This is a genomic window from Kribbella sp. NPDC026611 (assembly GCF_040638345.1).
In the GTDB taxonomy this organism is placed as follows: Bacteria; Actinomycetota; Actinomycetes; order Propionibacteriales; family Kribbellaceae; genus Kribbella.
On sequence record NZ_JBEZYC010000002.1, the window covers coordinates 1,149,549 to 1,167,253 of the forward strand.

General features: G+C 68.9%; 15 protein-coding genes and 1 pseudogene. 8 read left to right on the forward strand and 8 right to left on the reverse strand.

What is annotated here, in order from left to right; all coding sequences use genetic code 11:
• Window positions 1-19 precede the first annotated feature (19 nt).
• Both AB0E69_RS11500 and AB0E69_RS11505 read right to left on the reverse strand, forming a co-directional pair.
• Window positions 20-1,531: an LLM class flavin-dependent oxidoreductase gene (locus tag AB0E69_RS11500; RefSeq protein WP_360142868.1), complete on the reverse strand. Its 1,512-nt coding sequence runs from the start codon at window positions 1,529-1,531 to the stop codon at window positions 20-22.
• A 76-nt stretch (window positions 1,532-1,607) separates the two neighbouring features.
• Entirely contained in the window at window positions 1,608-4,604 is a 2,997-nt protein-coding gene (locus tag AB0E69_RS11505) for a BTAD domain-containing putative transcriptional regulator (protein ID WP_360142870.1), read from the reverse strand.
• Between the two features lie 104 nt (window positions 4,605-4,708).
• Between AB0E69_RS11505 and AB0E69_RS11510 the strand changes: the two genes are divergently transcribed.
• The 4 genes from AB0E69_RS11510 to AB0E69_RS11525 all read left to right on the forward strand — a co-directional run bounded on the left by AB0E69_RS11510 (window position 4,709) and on the right by AB0E69_RS11525 (window position 7,332).
• A complete protein-coding gene (locus tag AB0E69_RS11510; protein WP_360142872.1) occupies window positions 4,709-5,272 on the forward strand; it encodes an NAD(P)H-dependent oxidoreductase in 564 nt (187 codons plus the stop codon).
• A 13-nt stretch (window positions 5,273-5,285) separates the two neighbouring features.
• Window positions 5,286-5,819: a dihydrofolate reductase family protein gene (locus AB0E69_RS11515; protein ID WP_360142874.1), complete on the forward strand. Its 534-nt coding sequence runs from the start codon at window positions 5,286-5,288 to the stop codon at window positions 5,817-5,819.
• A 182-nt stretch (window positions 5,820-6,001) separates the two neighbouring features.
• Window positions 6,002-6,595: a hypothetical protein gene (locus tag AB0E69_RS11520; RefSeq protein ID WP_360142876.1), complete on the forward strand. Its 594-nt coding sequence runs from the start codon at window positions 6,002-6,004 to the stop codon at window positions 6,593-6,595.
• On the forward strand, window positions 6,592-7,332 hold the full coding sequence (locus AB0E69_RS11525; protein ID WP_360142878.1) for a hypothetical protein: 741 nt from the start codon (window positions 6,592-6,594) through the stop codon (window positions 7,330-7,332). The genes AB0E69_RS11520 and AB0E69_RS11525 overlap by 4 nt, the downstream gene beginning before the upstream one ends.
• Window positions 7,333-7,395: 63 nt before the next feature.
• On the opposite strand, the gene AB0E69_RS11530 is transcribed toward AB0E69_RS11525, so the two are convergent.
• Both AB0E69_RS11530 and AB0E69_RS11535 read right to left on the reverse strand, forming a co-directional pair.
• A complete protein-coding gene (locus AB0E69_RS11530) occupies window positions 7,396-8,760 on the reverse strand; it encodes an FAD-binding oxidoreductase (protein WP_360142880.1) in 1,365 nt (454 codons plus the stop codon).
• Between the two features lie 158 nt (window positions 8,761-8,918).
• Window positions 8,919-9,857 carry a LysR family transcriptional regulator gene (locus AB0E69_RS11535; RefSeq protein ID WP_360142882.1) on the reverse strand — a complete coding sequence of 313 codons (939 nt, stop codon included), beginning with the start codon at window positions 9,855-9,857 and terminating at the stop codon, window positions 8,919-8,921.
• Between the two features lie 78 nt (window positions 9,858-9,935).
• Here AB0E69_RS11535 and AB0E69_RS11540 point away from each other — a divergent pair, with 78 nt between their 5' ends.
• The gene (locus tag AB0E69_RS11540) at window positions 9,936-10,919 is read left to right on the forward strand and encodes a DMT family transporter (RefSeq protein WP_360142884.1); all 984 of its coding nucleotides are present in this window, start codon (window positions 9,936-9,938) and stop codon (window positions 10,917-10,919) included.
• A gap of 87 nt (window positions 10,920-11,006) precedes the next feature.
• Here AB0E69_RS11540 and AB0E69_RS11545 read toward each other — a convergent pair.
• From AB0E69_RS11545 to AB0E69_RS11555, 3 genes and pseudogenes are all read right to left on the reverse strand, one after another.
• A pseudogene (locus tag AB0E69_RS11545) lies at window positions 11,007-11,690 on the reverse strand (methyltransferase domain-containing protein); the annotation flags it as partial.
• Complete coding sequence (locus AB0E69_RS11550) at window positions 11,668-12,342, reverse strand: hypothetical protein (protein WP_360142886.1); 675 nt, start codon at window positions 12,340-12,342, stop codon at window positions 11,668-11,670. The pseudogene AB0E69_RS11545 and the gene AB0E69_RS11550, both read right to left, overlap by 23 nt.
• Before the next feature lie 5 nt (window positions 12,343-12,347).
• On the reverse strand, window positions 12,348-12,689 hold the full coding sequence (locus tag AB0E69_RS11555) for a hypothetical protein (protein WP_360142888.1): 342 nt from the start codon (window positions 12,687-12,689) through the stop codon (window positions 12,348-12,350).
• 156 nt (window positions 12,690-12,845) lie between these two features.
• Between AB0E69_RS11555 and AB0E69_RS11560 the strand changes: the two genes are divergently transcribed.
• Both AB0E69_RS11560 and AB0E69_RS11565 read left to right on the forward strand, forming a co-directional pair.
• A complete protein-coding gene (locus tag AB0E69_RS11560; RefSeq protein WP_360142890.1) occupies window positions 12,846-14,870 on the forward strand; it encodes a histidine kinase in 2,025 nt (674 codons plus the stop codon).
• A complete protein-coding gene (locus AB0E69_RS11565; protein WP_360142892.1) occupies window positions 14,867-15,514 on the forward strand; it encodes a response regulator transcription factor in 648 nt (215 codons plus the stop codon). Before AB0E69_RS11560 ends, AB0E69_RS11565 begins: the two co-directional genes overlap by 4 nt.
• On the opposite strand, the gene AB0E69_RS11570 is transcribed toward AB0E69_RS11565, so the two are convergent.
• The gene (locus AB0E69_RS11570; RefSeq protein ID WP_360142894.1) at window positions 15,502-16,506 is read right to left on the reverse strand and encodes a WYL domain-containing protein; all 1,005 of its coding nucleotides are present in this window, start codon (window positions 16,504-16,506) and stop codon (window positions 15,502-15,504) included. The two genes, AB0E69_RS11565 and AB0E69_RS11570, sit on opposite strands and share 13 nt — an antisense overlap.
• Window positions 16,507-16,560: 54 nt before the next feature.
• Between AB0E69_RS11570 and AB0E69_RS11575 the strand changes: the two genes are divergently transcribed.
• A complete protein-coding gene (locus AB0E69_RS11575; protein WP_360142896.1) occupies window positions 16,561-17,691 on the forward strand; it encodes an epoxide hydrolase family protein in 1,131 nt (376 codons plus the stop codon).
• Window positions 17,692-17,705: the final 14 nt, after the last annotated feature.

Below are 17,705 nucleotides of genomic sequence, written 5' to 3' on the forward strand. Positions count from 1 at the left end.
TCCGGCAGCGCCGCCGGAGCTAGAGCATCCCGAACCGAGCCAGCGGCTCGACCAGCTCCCGCTCCTCGTAGGACAGATGCGACAGCAGCGTGTCGTTCAGCAGGTCCACTGCAGCACGCAGCCCGTCGATGCTCCCTGACCCATCAACCAGTGCCACTAGTGCCTTGTCCACGCCCTCCAGCACTTCGTGGATGACGTGGTGCTCCTCCTGCAGCCGGTCCACCACAGGTACCAGCGCTGGGTCAGCCCGCCGCAGGTGCGGGAACATCGACGCGTCCTCCAGCGAGTGATGCGTAGTCACCAGCCGGCAGTACGACTCGCAGTACGTCCCCAGTGTCCAGTTGTTCTGCCGCATGGTCATGGTGTTGATCGCAGAGCGCGCAGCTCCCACACCCAATGTTCCAGCGGCGACCTGCTCCACCAGGTCCTGTACCTGCTCGAGCTCTGCCCGCAGATGGTCGTGTACGTCGATCAGGTGCTGACCCGACTGCAGCTGGTACGGCGTGTACGTCCGAGCCGGGTCCAGCGCGGGGCCGGTAGGCCGCTCCGACACGTCCAGGACCTGTACTGCGCTCCGCCGTACAGCCGGAGGTGGTGTCGGCACCACGTCGAAGCCACCGGCCGGAACGGGCGGCGCAGCAGCCACGACAGCACCCGACCGCGCTGCCTCGACGGCCTCGCGCACACCGGCAGCAACCGTAGCGAACCGCCGGATGTCGTCCGGATCGTCCGAGGCGAGGATGTACCCACTCATCCCCTCCCCCAACGTCAGCTCGCTGAGCTGGTCGATCCACACCTCTTCCGGCCCCTGCAGGAATCCATCGTTCCCGGCGAACCGACCGGACACGTTGTAGAGCCGTCGTACTTCGGCCGGATCCCGCCCAACCGACATGGCAGCCTCGTCGATGGTCTTGTTCATCGCCGGCAGCTGGTCCGGCCCGGCGTACCCGCTGCTCGGCAGCCACCCGTCCGCCAGCCGACCGGTCACGCCGAGCATGCGCGGCTTGTAGGCGCCGAGCCAGATCGACACGTCATGCGCCGGCACCGGCCCACGCTTCGCGCCGGCGACCTGGTAGTGCTTGCCGGCGAGCCGAATGCCTCCAGCTGCGGAGCTCCACACCTCGCGCATCAGCGCGATCGCCTCCTCCAGCGCCGCGATGCTGGAACCGGCGGTGAGTCGCGGCCCACCGTTCGCTGCGACTGCGTCCAGGAAGCCACCGGCACCCAGGCCGAGCTCGACGCGTCCGCCGGTGATCAGGTCGAGTGTGGCGACGCTGCGAGCGAGCACGACCGGGTGGCGGAGCGGAAGGTTCGCCACGTTCGTGGTCACCTTCACCCGCGAGGTCTGGGCGGCGACCACCGACAGTAGGGTCCATGCGTCCATCAGCCGCGGCTGGTACGGATGGTCCTGGAAGCTGACCAGATCCAGACCGACCTGCTCGGTCAGCTGGGCCAGCGCGATCACGCGGGCCGGGTTGTCGACCGCTGGGGTCAGGAACGTGCCGAACACCAGCTCGTGGCCGTAGTCCATGGTTCACCTTCACCTGTCGGGGTTCGCTCGCGCCCAAAACTACTTCGTCAGGCAAATAATCTCAACCACAGAACATCTACTGCCGAACCAATGCGAAGGCCTCCTCCGGCCCCAGCCGGCCACCCGCTGCAAAGGCAACGTCGTAGCCCGGGAACTGTGCCGCGGCCACCGCCCGGGAGAGGTCCTCAGCCTCGGTGGCCGCCGTCAGATACGGCTCAGACGCCCGCGCCGTCGCGGCCGCACCCAGCAGGGTCGCCGCCAGCGTCTTGTCCGGATGGCAGGCCGCGATCCCCTCCAGTGCCCAGCACATCCCCCGCTGCGACCCGAACTCCGCAGCGACCTGGAAGGACTCCGAGTGCAAGGCCAGAGCCGCAGCCAGGTCCCCCTGCAACTCGCGCACGAACCCGAGCTCCGCCAGCACCATGGGCAGGTACAGCACCGGCTCACCCTGCCGCCGGGCACCGTCGATCAGCGTTTGCAGCCGCTCCGCCGCCTCGTCGAACGCCCCGGTACGGCGGGCCGCGAAGGCGAGCACTATCTCCGCCAGCGCCTGCGTGGCCCATTGCCCTTGCTCGGTAGCCAGCCGGTACGCCCGCTCGGCGCGCATCCGCGCCTCGTCGTACCGGTGCCGTCGGATCGATGTCCAGCCGAGCACGCTGAAGGCAGTGGCCACCTCAGGCCACAGACCGATCTCCTCGGCGGCCTGCAGACCCTCCAGTTGCAGCCGCTCTGCCTCGTCGAAGTCGCCGGCCAGCTCCGCATGCCCTCCGAACGAGCCAGTCGCCTGCAGCACGCCCCACCGGTCCCCCAGCGCCCGGAAGATCGTGATGCTCTGACAGGCGTCGTCGTACAGCGCCGGCAGGTCAGCTCGCACGTGGGAGTGCTTGGCCCGGGCCGCCAGCACCGCAGCCACTCCCCACTGGTTGTCGTCGGCCTCGAAGCGCTTCAGCGCCCGCTCCAGCATCGCCAAGCAGGTCGACAGATCGCCTGCGTCGCTGCCGGTGTACGCCATCCACCACAACCCGAATGCCTCGGCCGCCTCGATCGACCGGTCCCGCTCCGCGGCAGCCGCAGGGTCCCCCAGGAGGTACATGAAGCCGGCACGCCACGCGCCGACGCCCTCCAACGGCTCCAGCGACCGCAGGGCCTCGACATAGCGACCACGCAGGAACCAGTACCAGCCCAGCGCGTCGACCAGCCGCTCAGCCAACGCGAACTGACCAGTGGCGACGGAACGGTCCAGAGCGCTGCGCAGATTGGGAGAGTCCTCGTCCAGCAGACGCAACCACCTCGTCTGCTCAGCACCGAACAGCTCGGCCGATTCCGCCAACGAGACGTAGTACTCCAGATGCCGCTGCCGCGCGTCCTCCAGCTCTCCAGCCGCGCGCAGCTTCTCCACGCAGTACGCCGCCACCGACTCCAGCAGGCGGAATCGCCCGCCCTCCACCGGTACGACGAGTGAGCGATCCACGAGGCGCACCAGCACGTCCACTAGGTCGGCCCGCGAGCACACAGCCGCAGCAGCCTCCGCAGTACAGCCATCTGCGTGTACTGCGAGGCGCTGCAGGACGGACTGCTCGTCTGGAGCGAGCAGCTCCCAGCTCCAATCGATCATCGCGTGCAGGGTCTGCTGCCGTGGCGGAGCACCGCGGTGACCCGTCGCCAGCAACCGGAAGCGGTCATCCAGCCGGGCGACGAGCCCATGCACGCCCAACGCCCGTACCCGGGTCGCAGCGAGCTCCAGCGCGAGCGGAATCCCGTCCAGCCGCCGGCACAGCACCGACACATCAACCACGGTCTCCGCGGTCAACGCAAACCCTCGCGAGGCCGCAGCCGCCCGCGTCACGAACAGCTGGACGGCACTGCACGCGCCAACCTCATCCTGCGAAGCAGATGGCGTGGGTACGTCGAGCGGCGGCACGTTCCACACCACCTCACCAGCCAGCCCAAGCGGCTCTCGACTGGTCGCCAGCACGCGCAGGCCGGGCGCAGCGGCCAACAGCCGATCGGTCAGTACGGCGACCTCCTCGACCACCTGCTCACAGTTGTCGAGCACGAGCAGCCGGGCGCCCATCACCGCTGCGAGGCGGTCGAGGACCGGCGCCGAGCCGGTGTCGCGGAGGTCCAGCGCCGTCTGCACAGCGTCAGTGAGCGCACCGCCAACCGACAAGATGTCAGGTGTCACCGCAGCCAGCTCGACCAGCACCACGCCATCGGCAAAGCGGTCTGCGACAGCAGACGCCGCACCCAGCGCCAGGCGTGTCTTGCCAACACCTCCGGGGCCGACCAACGTGACCAGCCGCGACGAGCCCAGTGAAGCGCCAACGTCCGCAAGCGCCTCGGAGCGACCAATCAGGTCGGTCAACGCAGCAGGAAGGTTGCTGCGCGCATGCGGCAGCTCCTGCGCCAGGATCGACTGCTGCAGAGCAACCAGGTCAGGGCTTGGATCGAGCCCCAACTCGTCCAGCAACACACGCCGCAGCTCAGCAAAGCTCTCCAGTGCCTCACCCTGACGACCAGCCCGGTACAGCGCGCGCATGTGGGCAGCACGCAACCCTTCACGCAGCGGGTGCTCCCGAACCAGCTCAGACAGCTCGGTCACCGGCAAGTCGGCCTGCTCGCACGCACTGAGCCTCAGGTCGGTCAGCCGCGCCACGGCGGTCTCCACGAACGCGTGGTCGGCAAAGTCGGCGTACGCCGGACCACGCCACAGCGCCAGCGCCTCGCCGACAGCGCCCGAAGCCAGCAGCTCACCGAAGCGCAACGCATCAAGAGAAGAGGCAGAGACCACAATCGAGTAGCCGGCCGGACCCGACTGCACCAGCGAGCGGCTACCCGGCTCGGCGTCCTCGAAAGCACGGCGTAGCTGCGACACCTTGGCGGACAGGGTGCCCGCCGGGTTGCCGGGCAGCTCAGTGCCCCACAGGTCGTCGATGAGCCGGTCAGCCGGCACTGGACGGCCCTCGTGCACGAGGAGATCGGCCAGCAGCGCGCGCACCTTCAGGCCCTGGATCACCACCGGTGCTCCAGCCGAAGTCCAAGCCGTCACCGGCCCCAGCACCCCGAAGCGCATGGCCGCACCCTATTCCGCCGCCGGACTAACGCACCGGAAAGAAACCGTAAACGCCTCCCGGCAGAGTCAGGGCCGTCGGAAGGGGTCAGCGAAAGGAGGGGCACATGCGACTGGCAGTGATCATCGGCAGCACCCGGCGTGGCCGCTTCGGACCGACCGTGGCGCGCTGGCTCGTCCAGCAGGCGGCCAAGCAGTTCGACGTCGACCTGCTCGACCTGAAGACCACCAACCTGCCGGTCATCCTGCCCGACACCGACGACGAGGCCCCACTGGAGGTCGCAGTACTCGCACCGCGGCTGGCAGCGGCCGACGCGTTCGCCGTCGTCACTCCGGAGATCAACTGCAGCTTCCCGGCGTCACTGAAGACCGCACTGGACTGGTACTACGCCGAGTGGCACGCCAAGCCGGTCGCGATCGTCAGCTACGGCCGGGAGACAGGCGGACGCCATGCCGAGGCACAGCTCCGGCAGGTCTTCACCGAACTGCAGGCAGTCACCATTCGCAACACCGTCGCACTGCCCTGCTATTGGGAGCAGTTCACCGCAGACGGCGGCTGGCCGCGGCCGTCCGCCGGCTACGAGGCAGGAGCCAAGCTCATGCTCGACCAGCTCGTCTGGTGGGCCGAGGCACTCCGGGACGCCCGCGACCGGCGCCCGTACCAACCATGAGAGGGAAAGACCCATGCGAAAGCTGATCGAGTCCACCTACATCACCCTGAACGGCGTCGTCGACAGCCCGCAGAACTGGGGCGGCCAGTACTGGGACGCCGACCAGGCGGCGTACGCCGAGTCCCTGATGGACGGCGTCGAGGCGCAGGTACTCGGCCGCGCCACCTACGAGGCGTTCGCCGACGTGTGGCCCCAGCGCACCGGCGATCCGTTCAGCGACCACTTCAACGCAATGCCGAAGTACGTCGCCTCCCGCACGGTCACCGACTGGAAGTGGAACGCCCAGCCGCTCCAGGGCGACGCTGTGGAGGCGGTCCGCAAGCTCAAGGCCGAGGACGGCGGCGACCTGATCAAGTACGGGACCGGGTCGTTCTCGAACGACCTGCTCGAGGCCAAGCTGGTCGACGAGTACCACTTCTGGTACTTCCCGATCGTGATCGAGGGCGAGAACGTCTTCAACAGTCTCAGCCTGACGCATTTCGACCTGCTCGGTACGACGACCTGCAAGTCCGGCGTCGTCATCCACAAGTTTGCTCCGAAGGCCTGACCGGACGACAAGCTCGGCCGGTGCACCAGTCACGGTGCGCCGGCCGCGCTTGTGTGTGCATGACGTGGGTACCGGTCGGGCCTGACGGGGGTGTGAGGCGGCGTGGGGACCGCCTGTCGAGGGTCCTTGCGACCGGGCCGACCGGATCGCAGGTCCACACATGTAATCGGACTGGAGGTCTGATGGGTACCGTCCTGACCATCGTGATCATCGTCGTGGTGGTACTCGCCGCGGCGGCGCTGCTCGTGGTGTACCAGCGCAGACGTTCCGGAGCGCTGCAGAGCCGGTTCGGACCGGAGTACGAGCGGACTCTCGAGGAGTCCGGTGACCGGCGCAGCGCGGAGCGTGAGCTGCGGGAGCGTGAGAAGCGCGTGTCCGGCCTGGACCTCAGGCCGTTGAGTCGCGAGTCCGCCGAGACGTACCGGAGCGAGTGGGCCGATGTCCAGCGGAGCTTCGTGGACCGGCCCGCCGGTGCGGTCGCGGACGCGGACCAGTTGGTACTGCGGATGATGCGCGAGTGCGGCTATCCGGTCGACGAGTTCGACCAGCGGGTCAACGACATCTCCGTCGACCACCCCGGGGTCGCTACGCACTACCGCGACGCGCACCGCGTCGCCGTTGCCCAGACGCGTGGCGAGGCCAGCACGGAGGACCTGCGCCAGGCCGTCACGTCGTACCGGCAGTTAGTCGAGGCACTGCTCGACGACAGCGACCATGCCCGCGTCGATCGCAGCACGCCGGACAGCCGGCCGACAAACGCCAAGGAGCAAGCATGACCACCCCCGACGACCGCCGCTACGACCCCGCCGTCGACGACGACCGCCTGATGACCGAACCGGCGGACGACCTCACCGACCGCACCACCGGCACGGCGGAGCACCAAGCAAGCAACGTTGAAGCCAGCGGTGATCTAACGAGAGACGATCTGCCAAGAGACGACCGGTCGACAAACGATCTGGCGACAAACGATCTGGCACGAGATGACTTGGCGCGAGACGATCTGGCGAGGGACGATCTGGCCAGCGACGATCTAGGCAGGAACGATCTGGCGGCCGACGATCTCGCGACACATCGGACCGCAGATCCAACAGGAGATCCGACGGCAGATCGGACCGGAGATCCGACGGCGGATCGGATGGCCGATCCGACGGCGGCCGAGCGGCTCACCCCGGCGGACGCGGCCGTTGGTGACCCCAATGATTTGCAGGCCGACGAGCGGGACGTCGCTGGCTCCGGGCCGGCTGTGGACGAGCCGCTGGTCGCGTCCGGGGCGTCCGTCGACTACCGGCTGCGCTGGGATGTCATCCAGCAAGGCTTCGTGGACGACCCGCGGAACGCAGTGACTGAGGCCGACAAGCTCGTCGACGACCTGCTCAAGCACCTCGCCGACGGCTTCGACCGGCAGCACCGGGGTCTCGAGCAGCAGTGGTCCGACGGCGAGCCGTCCACCGAGGACCTCCGCACCGCCCTCCAGCGCTACCGCACCTTCTTCCAGCGCCTCCTCACCATCTGACGAACCAGCTGAACGAACCACGGCCGGTGCGGCGAAACCCCGCCGGACCGGCCGGTTCGTTGCCTACGGCACGATGTTCTGGTTCAGGTGGAACAGGTTGCCCGGGTCGTACTTCCGCTTGACCTCGACCAGCCGGTCGTAGTTCTGCCGGTAGTTGTCCCGGATCCGGCCCTGGTCGTCGTCGGCCATGAAGTTGACGTAGCCGCCGGCCTCGGAGTGCGGTGCGACGTCGTCGTAGTACGAGCGGACCCACTCGATCCCGGCCTCGTTCTGCGCCGGGTCCGGCCACATCCCCGCGATCACGGTGGCGAAGTTCGCGTCCCGGTACGCGAACGCCGTACCGTCCGGTGTCACCCGGTGACAGGCGCCGTTGATCGGGTAGATGTGCACGGTCGAGTTGACCGCCGGCAGTCCGGGCGCGTGCCGGACGTGCGCCTGGATCGCCTCGTCGGTCAGCTCGGTGACGAAGTTCGCCTTCCAGTAGTGCTGCAGGCCCGGCGGCACCAGCGCGTCGAACGCACCGTTCAGCGCCGGGTACGGCATCGGCCCGACCATCTCCGCGACCACCGGCGCGAACTCGCGGAACTTCGAGATCTGCGCCTCGCCCTCGTCGAGGTCCCCGGCCCAGCAGCCGACGATCGCGGCGAACGGCTCACCGTGCCGGTTCTCCGGAATGAACGGCAGCGGCGGCGCGATCTGGAACGCCGGGAACCCACCGAGCTGCTCCGGCGCGTCCTTGATCAGCTCCCGGAACCCGGACAGTACGGCGACCGCGTCCGACAGCTCGAAGAACATCGGCCCGCCGTACACCGTCGACACCGGCGCCAGCCGGAACTCGAGCGCCGTCACGACCCCGAAGTTGCCGCCGCCACCGCGGAGCGCCCAGAACAGGTCCTCGTTGTCCTTCTCGCTGGCGATCAGGAACTGCCCGTCCGCGGTCACCACATCGGCCGAGATCAGGTTGTCGCAGGACAGCCCCAGCCCACGGGCCAGGTACCCGATCCCGCCGCCGAGCGTCAGTCCGCCGACGCCGGTGGTGGAGATGATGCCGCCGGTCGTGGCCAGTCCGAAGGCGTGCGTGGCCGCGTTGAAGTCGCCCCACGTCGCCCCGCCGAGCGCCCGCGCGGTCCGGTTCACCGGATCGACCCGGACGCCCCGCATCGCACCCAGGTCGATGACGAGCCCGTCGTCGACCGTGCCGAACCCGGGCACGCTGTGCGACCCGCCGCGCACCGCGAGGTCGAGCTCGTGGGTCCGTGCGTAGTTCACCGCGGCGATCACGTCGCCGGCGTTCTCGCACCGCACGACCACCTGCGGGTGCTTGTCGTGCATCGCGTTGTAGACGCGGCGCGCCTCGTCGTACCCCTCGTCACCTGCCGTGAAGACCTGTCCCCGGACGCTTTGCCGTAAGTCCTCGATCGTGCCCATGTCTGCTCCCCGAACCGTCGCCTGTCGCAACAAACCGGCGTGCGTACCGCGCACACCGCGCAGACCGGTTGTCCCCGTCGAGCGCGACGCGAAGACTTCACCCCAGTGAGCGTCAGATCCCCCGACGAGCGGCCGGCCCTCCCCCAGACCTCGCCCGTTCAGTCCCGACCATGGCAAGCCGGGCCGGTTTCGTCAATGGCTTCACCACTCGCCGTCCGCAATCCGTTAGCGACTGCCGCGACCGCGGGCGTCCGGGTCCGGCGGGTCAGCAGGAAGACCTCGCGCCCGACGTCGCCTTCGGCGGGCAACCGTACGGCGACTCCCGGTGCACCTTGGCCGAGGACGAGGTCCGGGAGCAGCGCACCGGCGCCCGTCGTTCGGACGAGCTCGAGGAGGATCAGGAAGTCGTCGGAGCTGTAGCGGATGTCAGGCTCGAAGCCGCCGAGCTCGCGGCAGACGCGGACGTGCATCTCGCGGTGGCCGGTGCTCGGCTGGCAGGCCGCCCAGGGCAGGTCGCGGAGGCTGGAGATCGGTACGCGGTCGGCCTGGGCCGCAGGATGATCGGCCGGGAGCACGACGCGGATGTGTTCGCGGAGCAGCGGTTCGCGGTCGAGATCGGGGTGGATGGCGCGCGGCTGACCGTCGTACTCGTCGCCGACCATGACGTCGAGCTGCTGCAGCCGCAGCGCCGGTGCAGCCTGTTCGACCTCGGCCTCGGCCGCCTCGACGCGGATATCAGGGTGCGTGACGGCGAGCTCGCGGATGGTCGGTGCGACGACGCGCAGGAACGCCGACTGGAACGACGCGACCCGTACGACGCCTGCCACGCGCCCGGCGGCAACAGCGGCGAGCTCTGCCTCGGCCGCTTCGACCCCGTCGAGCAAGGTGGTGGCGTGCCGGACCAGGACCTCGCCGGCGGGCGTCAGCCGGACGTTGCGGCCGATCCGCTCGAGCAACGGCGTACCGGCCTCGCGCTCTAGGACGGCGAGCTGCTGCGAGATCGCGCTGGGCGAGTAACCGAGCGCTCGCGCCGCGCCGTGCACAGTGCCGCGACCGTGGACCTCACGGAGTAGACGCAGGCGGTGCAGATCCATCATTCGTGCAGTTTAGCTTCACGGTATCGTCCTTGAAGCCGTGATGGACGTGAACGGTTCTCCTGGCTGACCATCGAACTCGTGGGACGCCTCTTCTGTTTACTCTCCGCCGCGGGCTTCGGAGTCATGGCCGTGTTCGGCAAGCTCGCTTACGACGCCGGTGTGTCGATGGACGCACTGCTACTGGTCCGCTTCGGCCTGGCCGGCGGGTTGCTGCTGACTGTCGCGCTGGCGCGCGGTTCACTCCGTCGCCTGCCGCGGCGTGCGGTGCTGACCGGCCTCGGCATGGGCGTTTTCGGGTACGCCGCCCAGTCCGGGCTGTACTTCTCCGCGCTGACCCGGCTCGACGCGTCGCTAGTCGCGCTGATCCTGTACCTCTACCCGATCCTCGTGATGGTCGGCGCGATCGCGCTCCGCCGGGAGCGGGCCTCGCGGCGGCGGGTGTGGGCACTCGCGGTCGCGCTCGTCGGGATCGGTCTGGTGCTCAGCGGTGCGGTCGCCGGTCGCTTCGACCTGCTGGGCGTGCTGCTGGCGTTGGGCGCACCAATCGTTTACACCGGTTACATCCTGGTCGGAGACTCCACTGACCTGCCGCCGCTCGAGCTGAGCGCGCTGGTGTGCTGCGGCGCGTTCGGGACTTTCGTGGTCGTGGGCGTGGTGCGCGGGACGAGCTTCGACTTCGCGCCGGTCGGGTGGCTCTGGCTGGCCGCCGTCGCACTGATCAGCACAGTTGGCGCCATCCTGTGCTTCTTCGCGGGGATGGCCAGGGTCGGTCCCTCGGTCGCGTCGATCCTGTCGATCTTCGAGCCGGTGGTGACCGTGGTCGCGGCGGCTGCCGTGTTCGGCGAGCAGCTCACCGCGACCCAATGGTTCGGCGGGGCGCTGGTGCTGTCCGCCGTCCTGATCGTGCAGTGGCCAACAAGGGGGCCGTCATGCGTCCGGTTTGACCGCGCTGACCGCGTACATGGTGAGCGACATGTGGAAGCTGCCGCGATCGGCGGCCTCCCCAATCGTCTTGGCGAACGCGTCGGCCTCGGCCTGGGAGATGACGCCGGCCTGCTGTGAGGTCACGTGCATCATCCCGACGAACCCGCGCCGCGCGCCTTCCTGCGGTTCGATCCAGGTCGCGGCGGTCTCGCCGGTGATCTCCAGGCCGGCGTCGACGAGCAGGCCGCGGAGCTGCCGGCCGGAGTACGGGTTCGCGGACTCGCGGAGGAAGAAGTCGATCATCCGCTGCAGGACGTCGGGGTCGGCGGGATGAATGATCGCCGTCGACCAGTCGGTGTCGATCAGCGCGATCCGGCCGCCAGGCCGTAGTACCCGGGCCATCTCCTGGACGACGGCCGCGGGATCCTCGACGTGCTGCAGGACGCGTTCGCTGCGCAGTACGTCGACCGTCTCGTCCGCGAACGGGAGCAGCTCGGCGTGGCCGTCGACGTACTCCGCCGACGTACCGGCGGCCCGGCGTACCGCCTCCTCGCGCAGGCCTTCGTTCGGCTCGACGCCGATCGCCTGGCCGGTCGGCGTCACCAGCTTCGCGAACGCGACCACGTCCTCGCCGGTCCCCGAGCCGACGTCGACCGCGGTCTCCCCCACGGCCGGCGCGAGTTGAGTGATCGCCCACGACTTGAGCGTCTGGACGGCCGGCCGCTGCGCCATCTGGTCGAGGATGAAGGACTGCAGCCGGATGTCCTGCTCGCCGATCCGGGCCCGGCGAAAGCTGCCGCGCTGGCTGAAAGCGGGCTCGTCCGTTGTCATCTTTCCCCCCTTGTTCGTTGCACGAGCGTAGCGGCGGACGAGCCCATCCAGCCTTTTAGGGCAATTGCCATTCGTCATTGGGCATCCGGAGGATCGCCCACCCCACCGCGGCGAATCCGGCGGCCTGCAGGCCCCACCCGATCAGGTCGAGCGTGTGGCTGCTGACGATGACGGCGGCGATGAAGTGGATCGGCTGCGACACCGTGACGGCGAGCGCGGCCCAGCGGGCGACGATGTGGGAGCGCCACATCGCGATGCCGAGCAGGATCGTGCCGACGACGTGACCGATCACGAAGACCGCTCCGGCGACGTTCATCGAGCCGTGGGTGACGTCGGCCGCTCGTGTGATGGCTGCCGGGTCGAGTCCGGCGGTGCCGGCGGACCAGGTGAACGCGTCGCTCGAAGCGGTCCACGGCAGCGACAGGTAGCCGGGGATGACCAGCAAGAGAGCCACCCCGGTCAGCCACGGCGTACGGCGGCGGGTGAGACGGCCGACGGCGTACGCGCCCGGGACCAGCGTGAGGATGGCGATGTAGGCCAGCCAGAGGATCAGCGAGCTGCGGTCCAGGTTGCCGATGATCTTGTGGACGATCGTTGGTACGTCGTCCGTCGTGTTGTACGGCAGCAGGTAGCGGAGCAGTGCCACCGCCGCAGGACCGATCGGCAGGATCAGCGCCTCGGTCCACCGCCAGGCCGGGCGGACGTCAGCGGGCGTCTTCGTAGTGGTCACGGTGGTCATCGCGCACCGGCCAGCTGACGCTTCGGACGCAGTACTGCGATGACGCCGACGACCGTGGCCGCTACGCCGACACCAGCAGCGGCTACTGCGGCAGCGGGCACGTCCGACGCGAAGAACGCGGGTACGGCGAGCAGCGCGGACGCCAGGCGCAGCGTGATGAGCGGTGCGAGCGCCCAGCGCTTGCCACGCCAGGTGACGACGACCAGCACCAGGCTCAGCAGGCCGACGACGGACGCTCCGATGGCGATGGCCATCGGTGGATGATCGCCGTCCGTGAGCAGCGGCGTGAACAGGTCGGCCACGGACAGGAGCCCCAGCAGGACCAGACCGAACTTCATCTCAGTTCCCCCTTCGGGTGGTTGGTTGGCTCAACCGTGGCTGTTGGGACGGGGTGCGGGCCTGGGGACGGGTTCCCCAGGCGGCAGGCAGTTCCCCGGGTGGCTCGGGAGCGCGTTCCCGAGACAGCGGGAAGGTCTCGGGAGCACACTGCCGGTATGACTTCGAGCGTGGGCAGCCGGCGGGGGCTGGTCGGTGCGCTGGCCGGCCTGGTCGTTGCTGAGGTGGCGGCCGCGCTCGTCTTGTCGCTGGCCATCGGCTGGGGCTGGCAGGAGCTGCTGGACACGTTCATGGTCACGAACGGCCTGATGGCGCTGACCTTCGGGCTGTGCGGGGCGGTGATCGCCTGGCATCGGCCACGGAACGCTATCGGGTGGCTGTTCATCGCGGACGGACTCGGGCACGCGACCACACCGCTCGCGGCCGCGCTGGCGGCGTACCTGGCTCGTGCGGGTGCACCCGTGCCGGTGCAACGGGTGTTCGTGACCCTGTCCATGTTCGCGTGGCCATGGTCGATCGCGCTGTTCCTTCCGCTGGCTCTGCTGCTCTTCCCGACCGGGAGGCTGCTGTCGCCGCGGTGGCGGTGGGCGTTCTACGGCATCATCGTCACGGCACCGCTGTTCACGCTGGAGATGGTTGGTGGGGGCGAGGCCATTTCGCCCGGACTGCCTCGCGGCTACCTGCAGGTTCCGTCGGCCGACTCGTTGCAGCCGTTGTGGACGGCAACCGAGCTCCGAAACGTCGTCGCGATTCTCGTCGGGATTGTCTGTCTGCTGGTCCGTTACCGGCGTGCGGACGAAGTTGGCCGGAGGCAACTGTTGTGGTTGCTGCTGGCATCGGTCGTCGCGGTGCTGTTCGTGATGCCGTGGGCGTTCATCGCCGGGACGCCGATCCTTGTGCTGCTGGCGATTCCGTTGATTCCGATCTCGGTCGCGGTGGCGATCGTTCGGTATCAGTTGCTCGATATCCGGCTGGTGGTCTCGCGGGCATTGACCTGGGCGTTGCTGTCGCTGGTTGCTATTGGCATCTACGCGGCGTCGGTGGCGGTGCTAGACTCGCTCATCACCTCGCAGGTGGGGCGGTCGGCCGCGGTGACGGTGCTGGTCGCACTGGTGATTGCGCCGGTGCTTCCTCGTCTGCAGCAGCTCGTCGACCGGGCGTTGTACGGCGACCGCGGCGATCCGGCGAGTGTCGCCTCCCGAGTTGGCGAGCAGCTGTCGGCCGGCCTCCCCGGTGTTGTTGATGCCGTGCGGTCGGCGCTGCGGCTGCCGTACGTCGGCCTGGTCGTCGAGGACGAGGTGGTCGCCGCGGCGGGGGCTGCTGTGGAGAGCGTCGTGCCGGTTCAGCTTTCTTACGGTGAGGAAGTTGTCGGATGGCTGCGGGTGGGGGTTCGGTCAGGTGAGTCGGGGCTGTCCTCGGCGGACCGGAGCGTGCTCGGGTTGGTCGCCGTACCGCTCGCGCTTGCGGTGCATGCAACCCGGCTTTCGGCGGAGCTGCAGGCGTCGCGGGAGAAGCTCGTGTCGGCGCGCGAAGAGGAGCGGCGACGGCTGCGGCGAGACCTTCACGACGGGCTCGGACCCACGCTCACCGGTGTAGCTTTCAGCGCGGACGCGGCGGCGAACCTGATCTCGACGTCGCCTGAGCGGGCTGAAGAGCTCCTGGCCACATTGCGCTCGGACACGCGTACGGCGATTGCCGACGTGCGGCGGCTGGTCGACGATCTGCGGCCGCCGGCGCTCGACGAGCTCGGCCTGGTCGAGGCGCTCCGGCAACGCGCTGCGCAGCTGTCGTTCCGCGCGGACGGCGCCGCGATCCACGTGTCGGTCGCTGCGGACGGGTTGCCGCCGTTGCCAGCCGCTTTGGAGGTCGCGGCGTACCGGATCGCGACCGAGGCGCTGACGAACGTCGTACGGCACTCGCGCGCGACCAGCGCAGTACTGTCATTGCGCTGCGGCCCCGACCTGGAGATCGAAGTGACCGACAACGGCCCACCTACCGCGCCTTGGCACCCCGGCGTCGGCCTCCAAGCCATGCAGGAACGCGCCGCCGAACTGGGCGGCACCTTCCAGGCCAGCCCCACCTCCACAGGCGGTCAGATTCACGCCCGCTTTCCGCTGCCTGTTCCGACTGCCCAGTCTCAGGACATCCTGCGGCACCCGTGTTTGCCGGTGGAGCAACTGTGATCCGGGTCGTGCTGGCCGACGACCACCCGGTCGTGCGAGCCGGTCTGGCAGCCCTGCTCACCTCCATCCCGGGCCTCGAGGTCGTCGGCGTCGCCTCGACGGGCCGCGAAGCAGTCCGCGAGGTCGTCACCACCCGTCCCGACGTCGCCGTACTCGACCTGCAGATGCCCGACCTCGACGGCTTCGCCGCCACCCGCGAGCTGGCCCGCTCCGCGCCCGACACCGCGGTCCTTGTCCTCACCATGTTCGAGGACGACGACTCGGTCTTCGCCGCCATGCGCGCCGGCGCCCGCGGCTACCTGGTCAAAGGCGCCGAACAAGACGAGATAGCCCGCGCCATCCGCGCCGTCGCCGCCGGCGAAGCCATCTTCGGCCCGGGCGTGGCCCGCCGGGTCCTTGGCTTCTTCTCCGCCCCACCGCCCGCGGCCGAACCGTTCCCCGACCTGACCACGCGGGAACGCGAGATCCTCAACCTGATCGCCGCCGGCCTGTCCAACCCCGCCATCGCCGACCGCCTCGCCCTGGCCTCCAAAACGGTCGCCAACAACGTCTCCGCCATCTTCACCAAACTAGGCATCGCCGACCGCGCCGCCGCCATCATCCAAGCCCGCAACGCCGGCCTCGGCACGGATCAACCAGGCTGACGGATCGCTTGCAGGTACCGGTTGCCGATCGTTTCCAGGTGCTCCACGAGTTTTGGTGGGGCGTCGACGTGGAAGTCGAGGCCCAGCATGCCGATGTAGACGGCGATGATCTCCAGGGAGTCGGCGCCGGTGACGAGGACGCAGGTGTTGTCGTCGATGGATTCGACGATGCCGACGGCGGCGTGGATGCGGGAGAGGACCTCCTGGGCGGGGGCGAAGACGGTGATGCGGGCGTGGACGGCCCAGCCTGTGGTCGCGACGTCGCGCAGTACGAAGTTGATGTAGTCCTCGGCGGGCATCGGTTTCGGTGCGTACTTGCGACCTGTTGCCATCCGCAACGACATCCAGTCGACGCGGTACGTGCGCCAGACTCCCACCTCGTCGCGGGCGACCAGATGCCAGTACGCGTGCCAGCTCACCAACCGGTACGGCTCGACCAGGATCGGCAGGTCGGCGCCGACACCCGATCCGGCGCTGCGCATCGAGACGCCCTCCGGGACGTGGTACTCGAAGCGGAGGTAGTGCTCATCGCGGATGCAGGCCGCGATCATCGACAGTACGGCGGCGTCGATCTCGGGCGCCTCGACGTTCGAGCCGGTGTTCTCGGGGCCCTTCTCCATGGCCTGGTGGATCGCGTTGACCTGCCGCTGGAGGCGGTGCGGAAGGACCTGCTCGAGCTTCATCAGCGCGCGGGCGCTGCTCTCCGCCATCCCGGCAACCGTGCCGCCGCTGCGCAGGCCGACCGCGACCGCCACCGCTTCCTCGTCGTCCAGCAGCAGCGGCGGGAGCTTCGCGCCGACGCCGAGCTGGTAGTGACCGGCCGGCCCGCGTGTCGCGTCGACGGGGTACCCGAGCTCGCGCAGCCGGTCGATGTCGTTGCGCACGGTCCGCGTCGTCACCTCGAGCTCCTCGGCCAGCTCGGCGCCCGTCCAGGCCGGGCGGGTCTGGAGCAGGGCCAGGAGCGCGAGCAGACGCTGCGAAGTCTCGAGCAAATCAATCTCCCAATTAGGAATCTAATGTTCCTATACGGATTCTACGGTAGTCCCATGAGCACAAACGAGAGCATCCGGACCTTCGCCGTCTCCATCGACCAGGCTGACCTGGACGATCTGCACGCCCGCCTGGCGCGGACGCGACTGCCCGAGCCCGCTCCCGGCGACAACTGGGACTACGGCACCCCGAACCACTACCTCCGCGAGATGGTCGACCACTGGCAGCACGGGTTCGACTGGCGGCAGCAGGAAGCGCGGATGAACGAGTTCCCGCACTACCTCACCGAGATCGACGAGCAGACCGTGCACTTCATCCACGTACCGTCCGCGGTCGAGGGCGCGACGCCGCTGCTGCTCCTGCACACCTACCCGGGATCGTTCATCGACTTCCTCGACATGATCGGCCCGCTCACCGACCCGGCGGCGTACGGCGGCAACCCCGAGGACGCGTTCTCGGTCGTCGTACCGTCGATCCCCGGCTTCGGGTTCAGCACCCCGCTCGTCGGCGGCGGCTGGACGATGGCGCGGGTGGCGCGGACCTTCGACGCGCTGATGCGCCGGCTCGGCTACGAGTCGTACGGCGCTCACGGGTCGGACGGCGGCGCGATGATCGCCCGGGAGCTCGGCGTACTCAACCCGGCCGGCTTCCTCGGGCTGCACGTCCTGCAGCTGTTCTCGTTCCCGTCGGGCGACCCGGCCGAGTTCGAGAAGTTCACGCCGGCGGACTACGCGGCGCTGGAGCACCTGAAGTGGTTCCAGTCGGTCGGCGGGTACAACGCGATCAACTCGACCCGCCCGCAGACCGTTGCCGTCGGCATCTCCGACTCGCCGGTCGGCCAGCTGGCCTGGAACGAGCTCTTCAACAGCTTCGGCAACGGGACCAGCCTGGTCACCCGCGAGCAGATCCTGACCGAGGTCTCCCTCTACTGGTTCACCAACACCTCCGCCACCGCCGGCCGCTACCACTACGAGGAGGCCCACGCCGGCGCCGAGCCGCAGCTCAACCACGCCCCGACCGGCGTCGCCGTCTTCGCCGACGACTTCAAGACCATCCGTCCCCTCGCCGACCGCGACAACCCCAACATCGTCCACTGGTCAACCTTCGAAAAGGGCGGCCACTTCGCCTCCCTCGAACTCCCGAACGACGTCACCGCCGACCTCCGCACCTTCTTCCGCAGCCTGTAGCACCGTTACCGGGC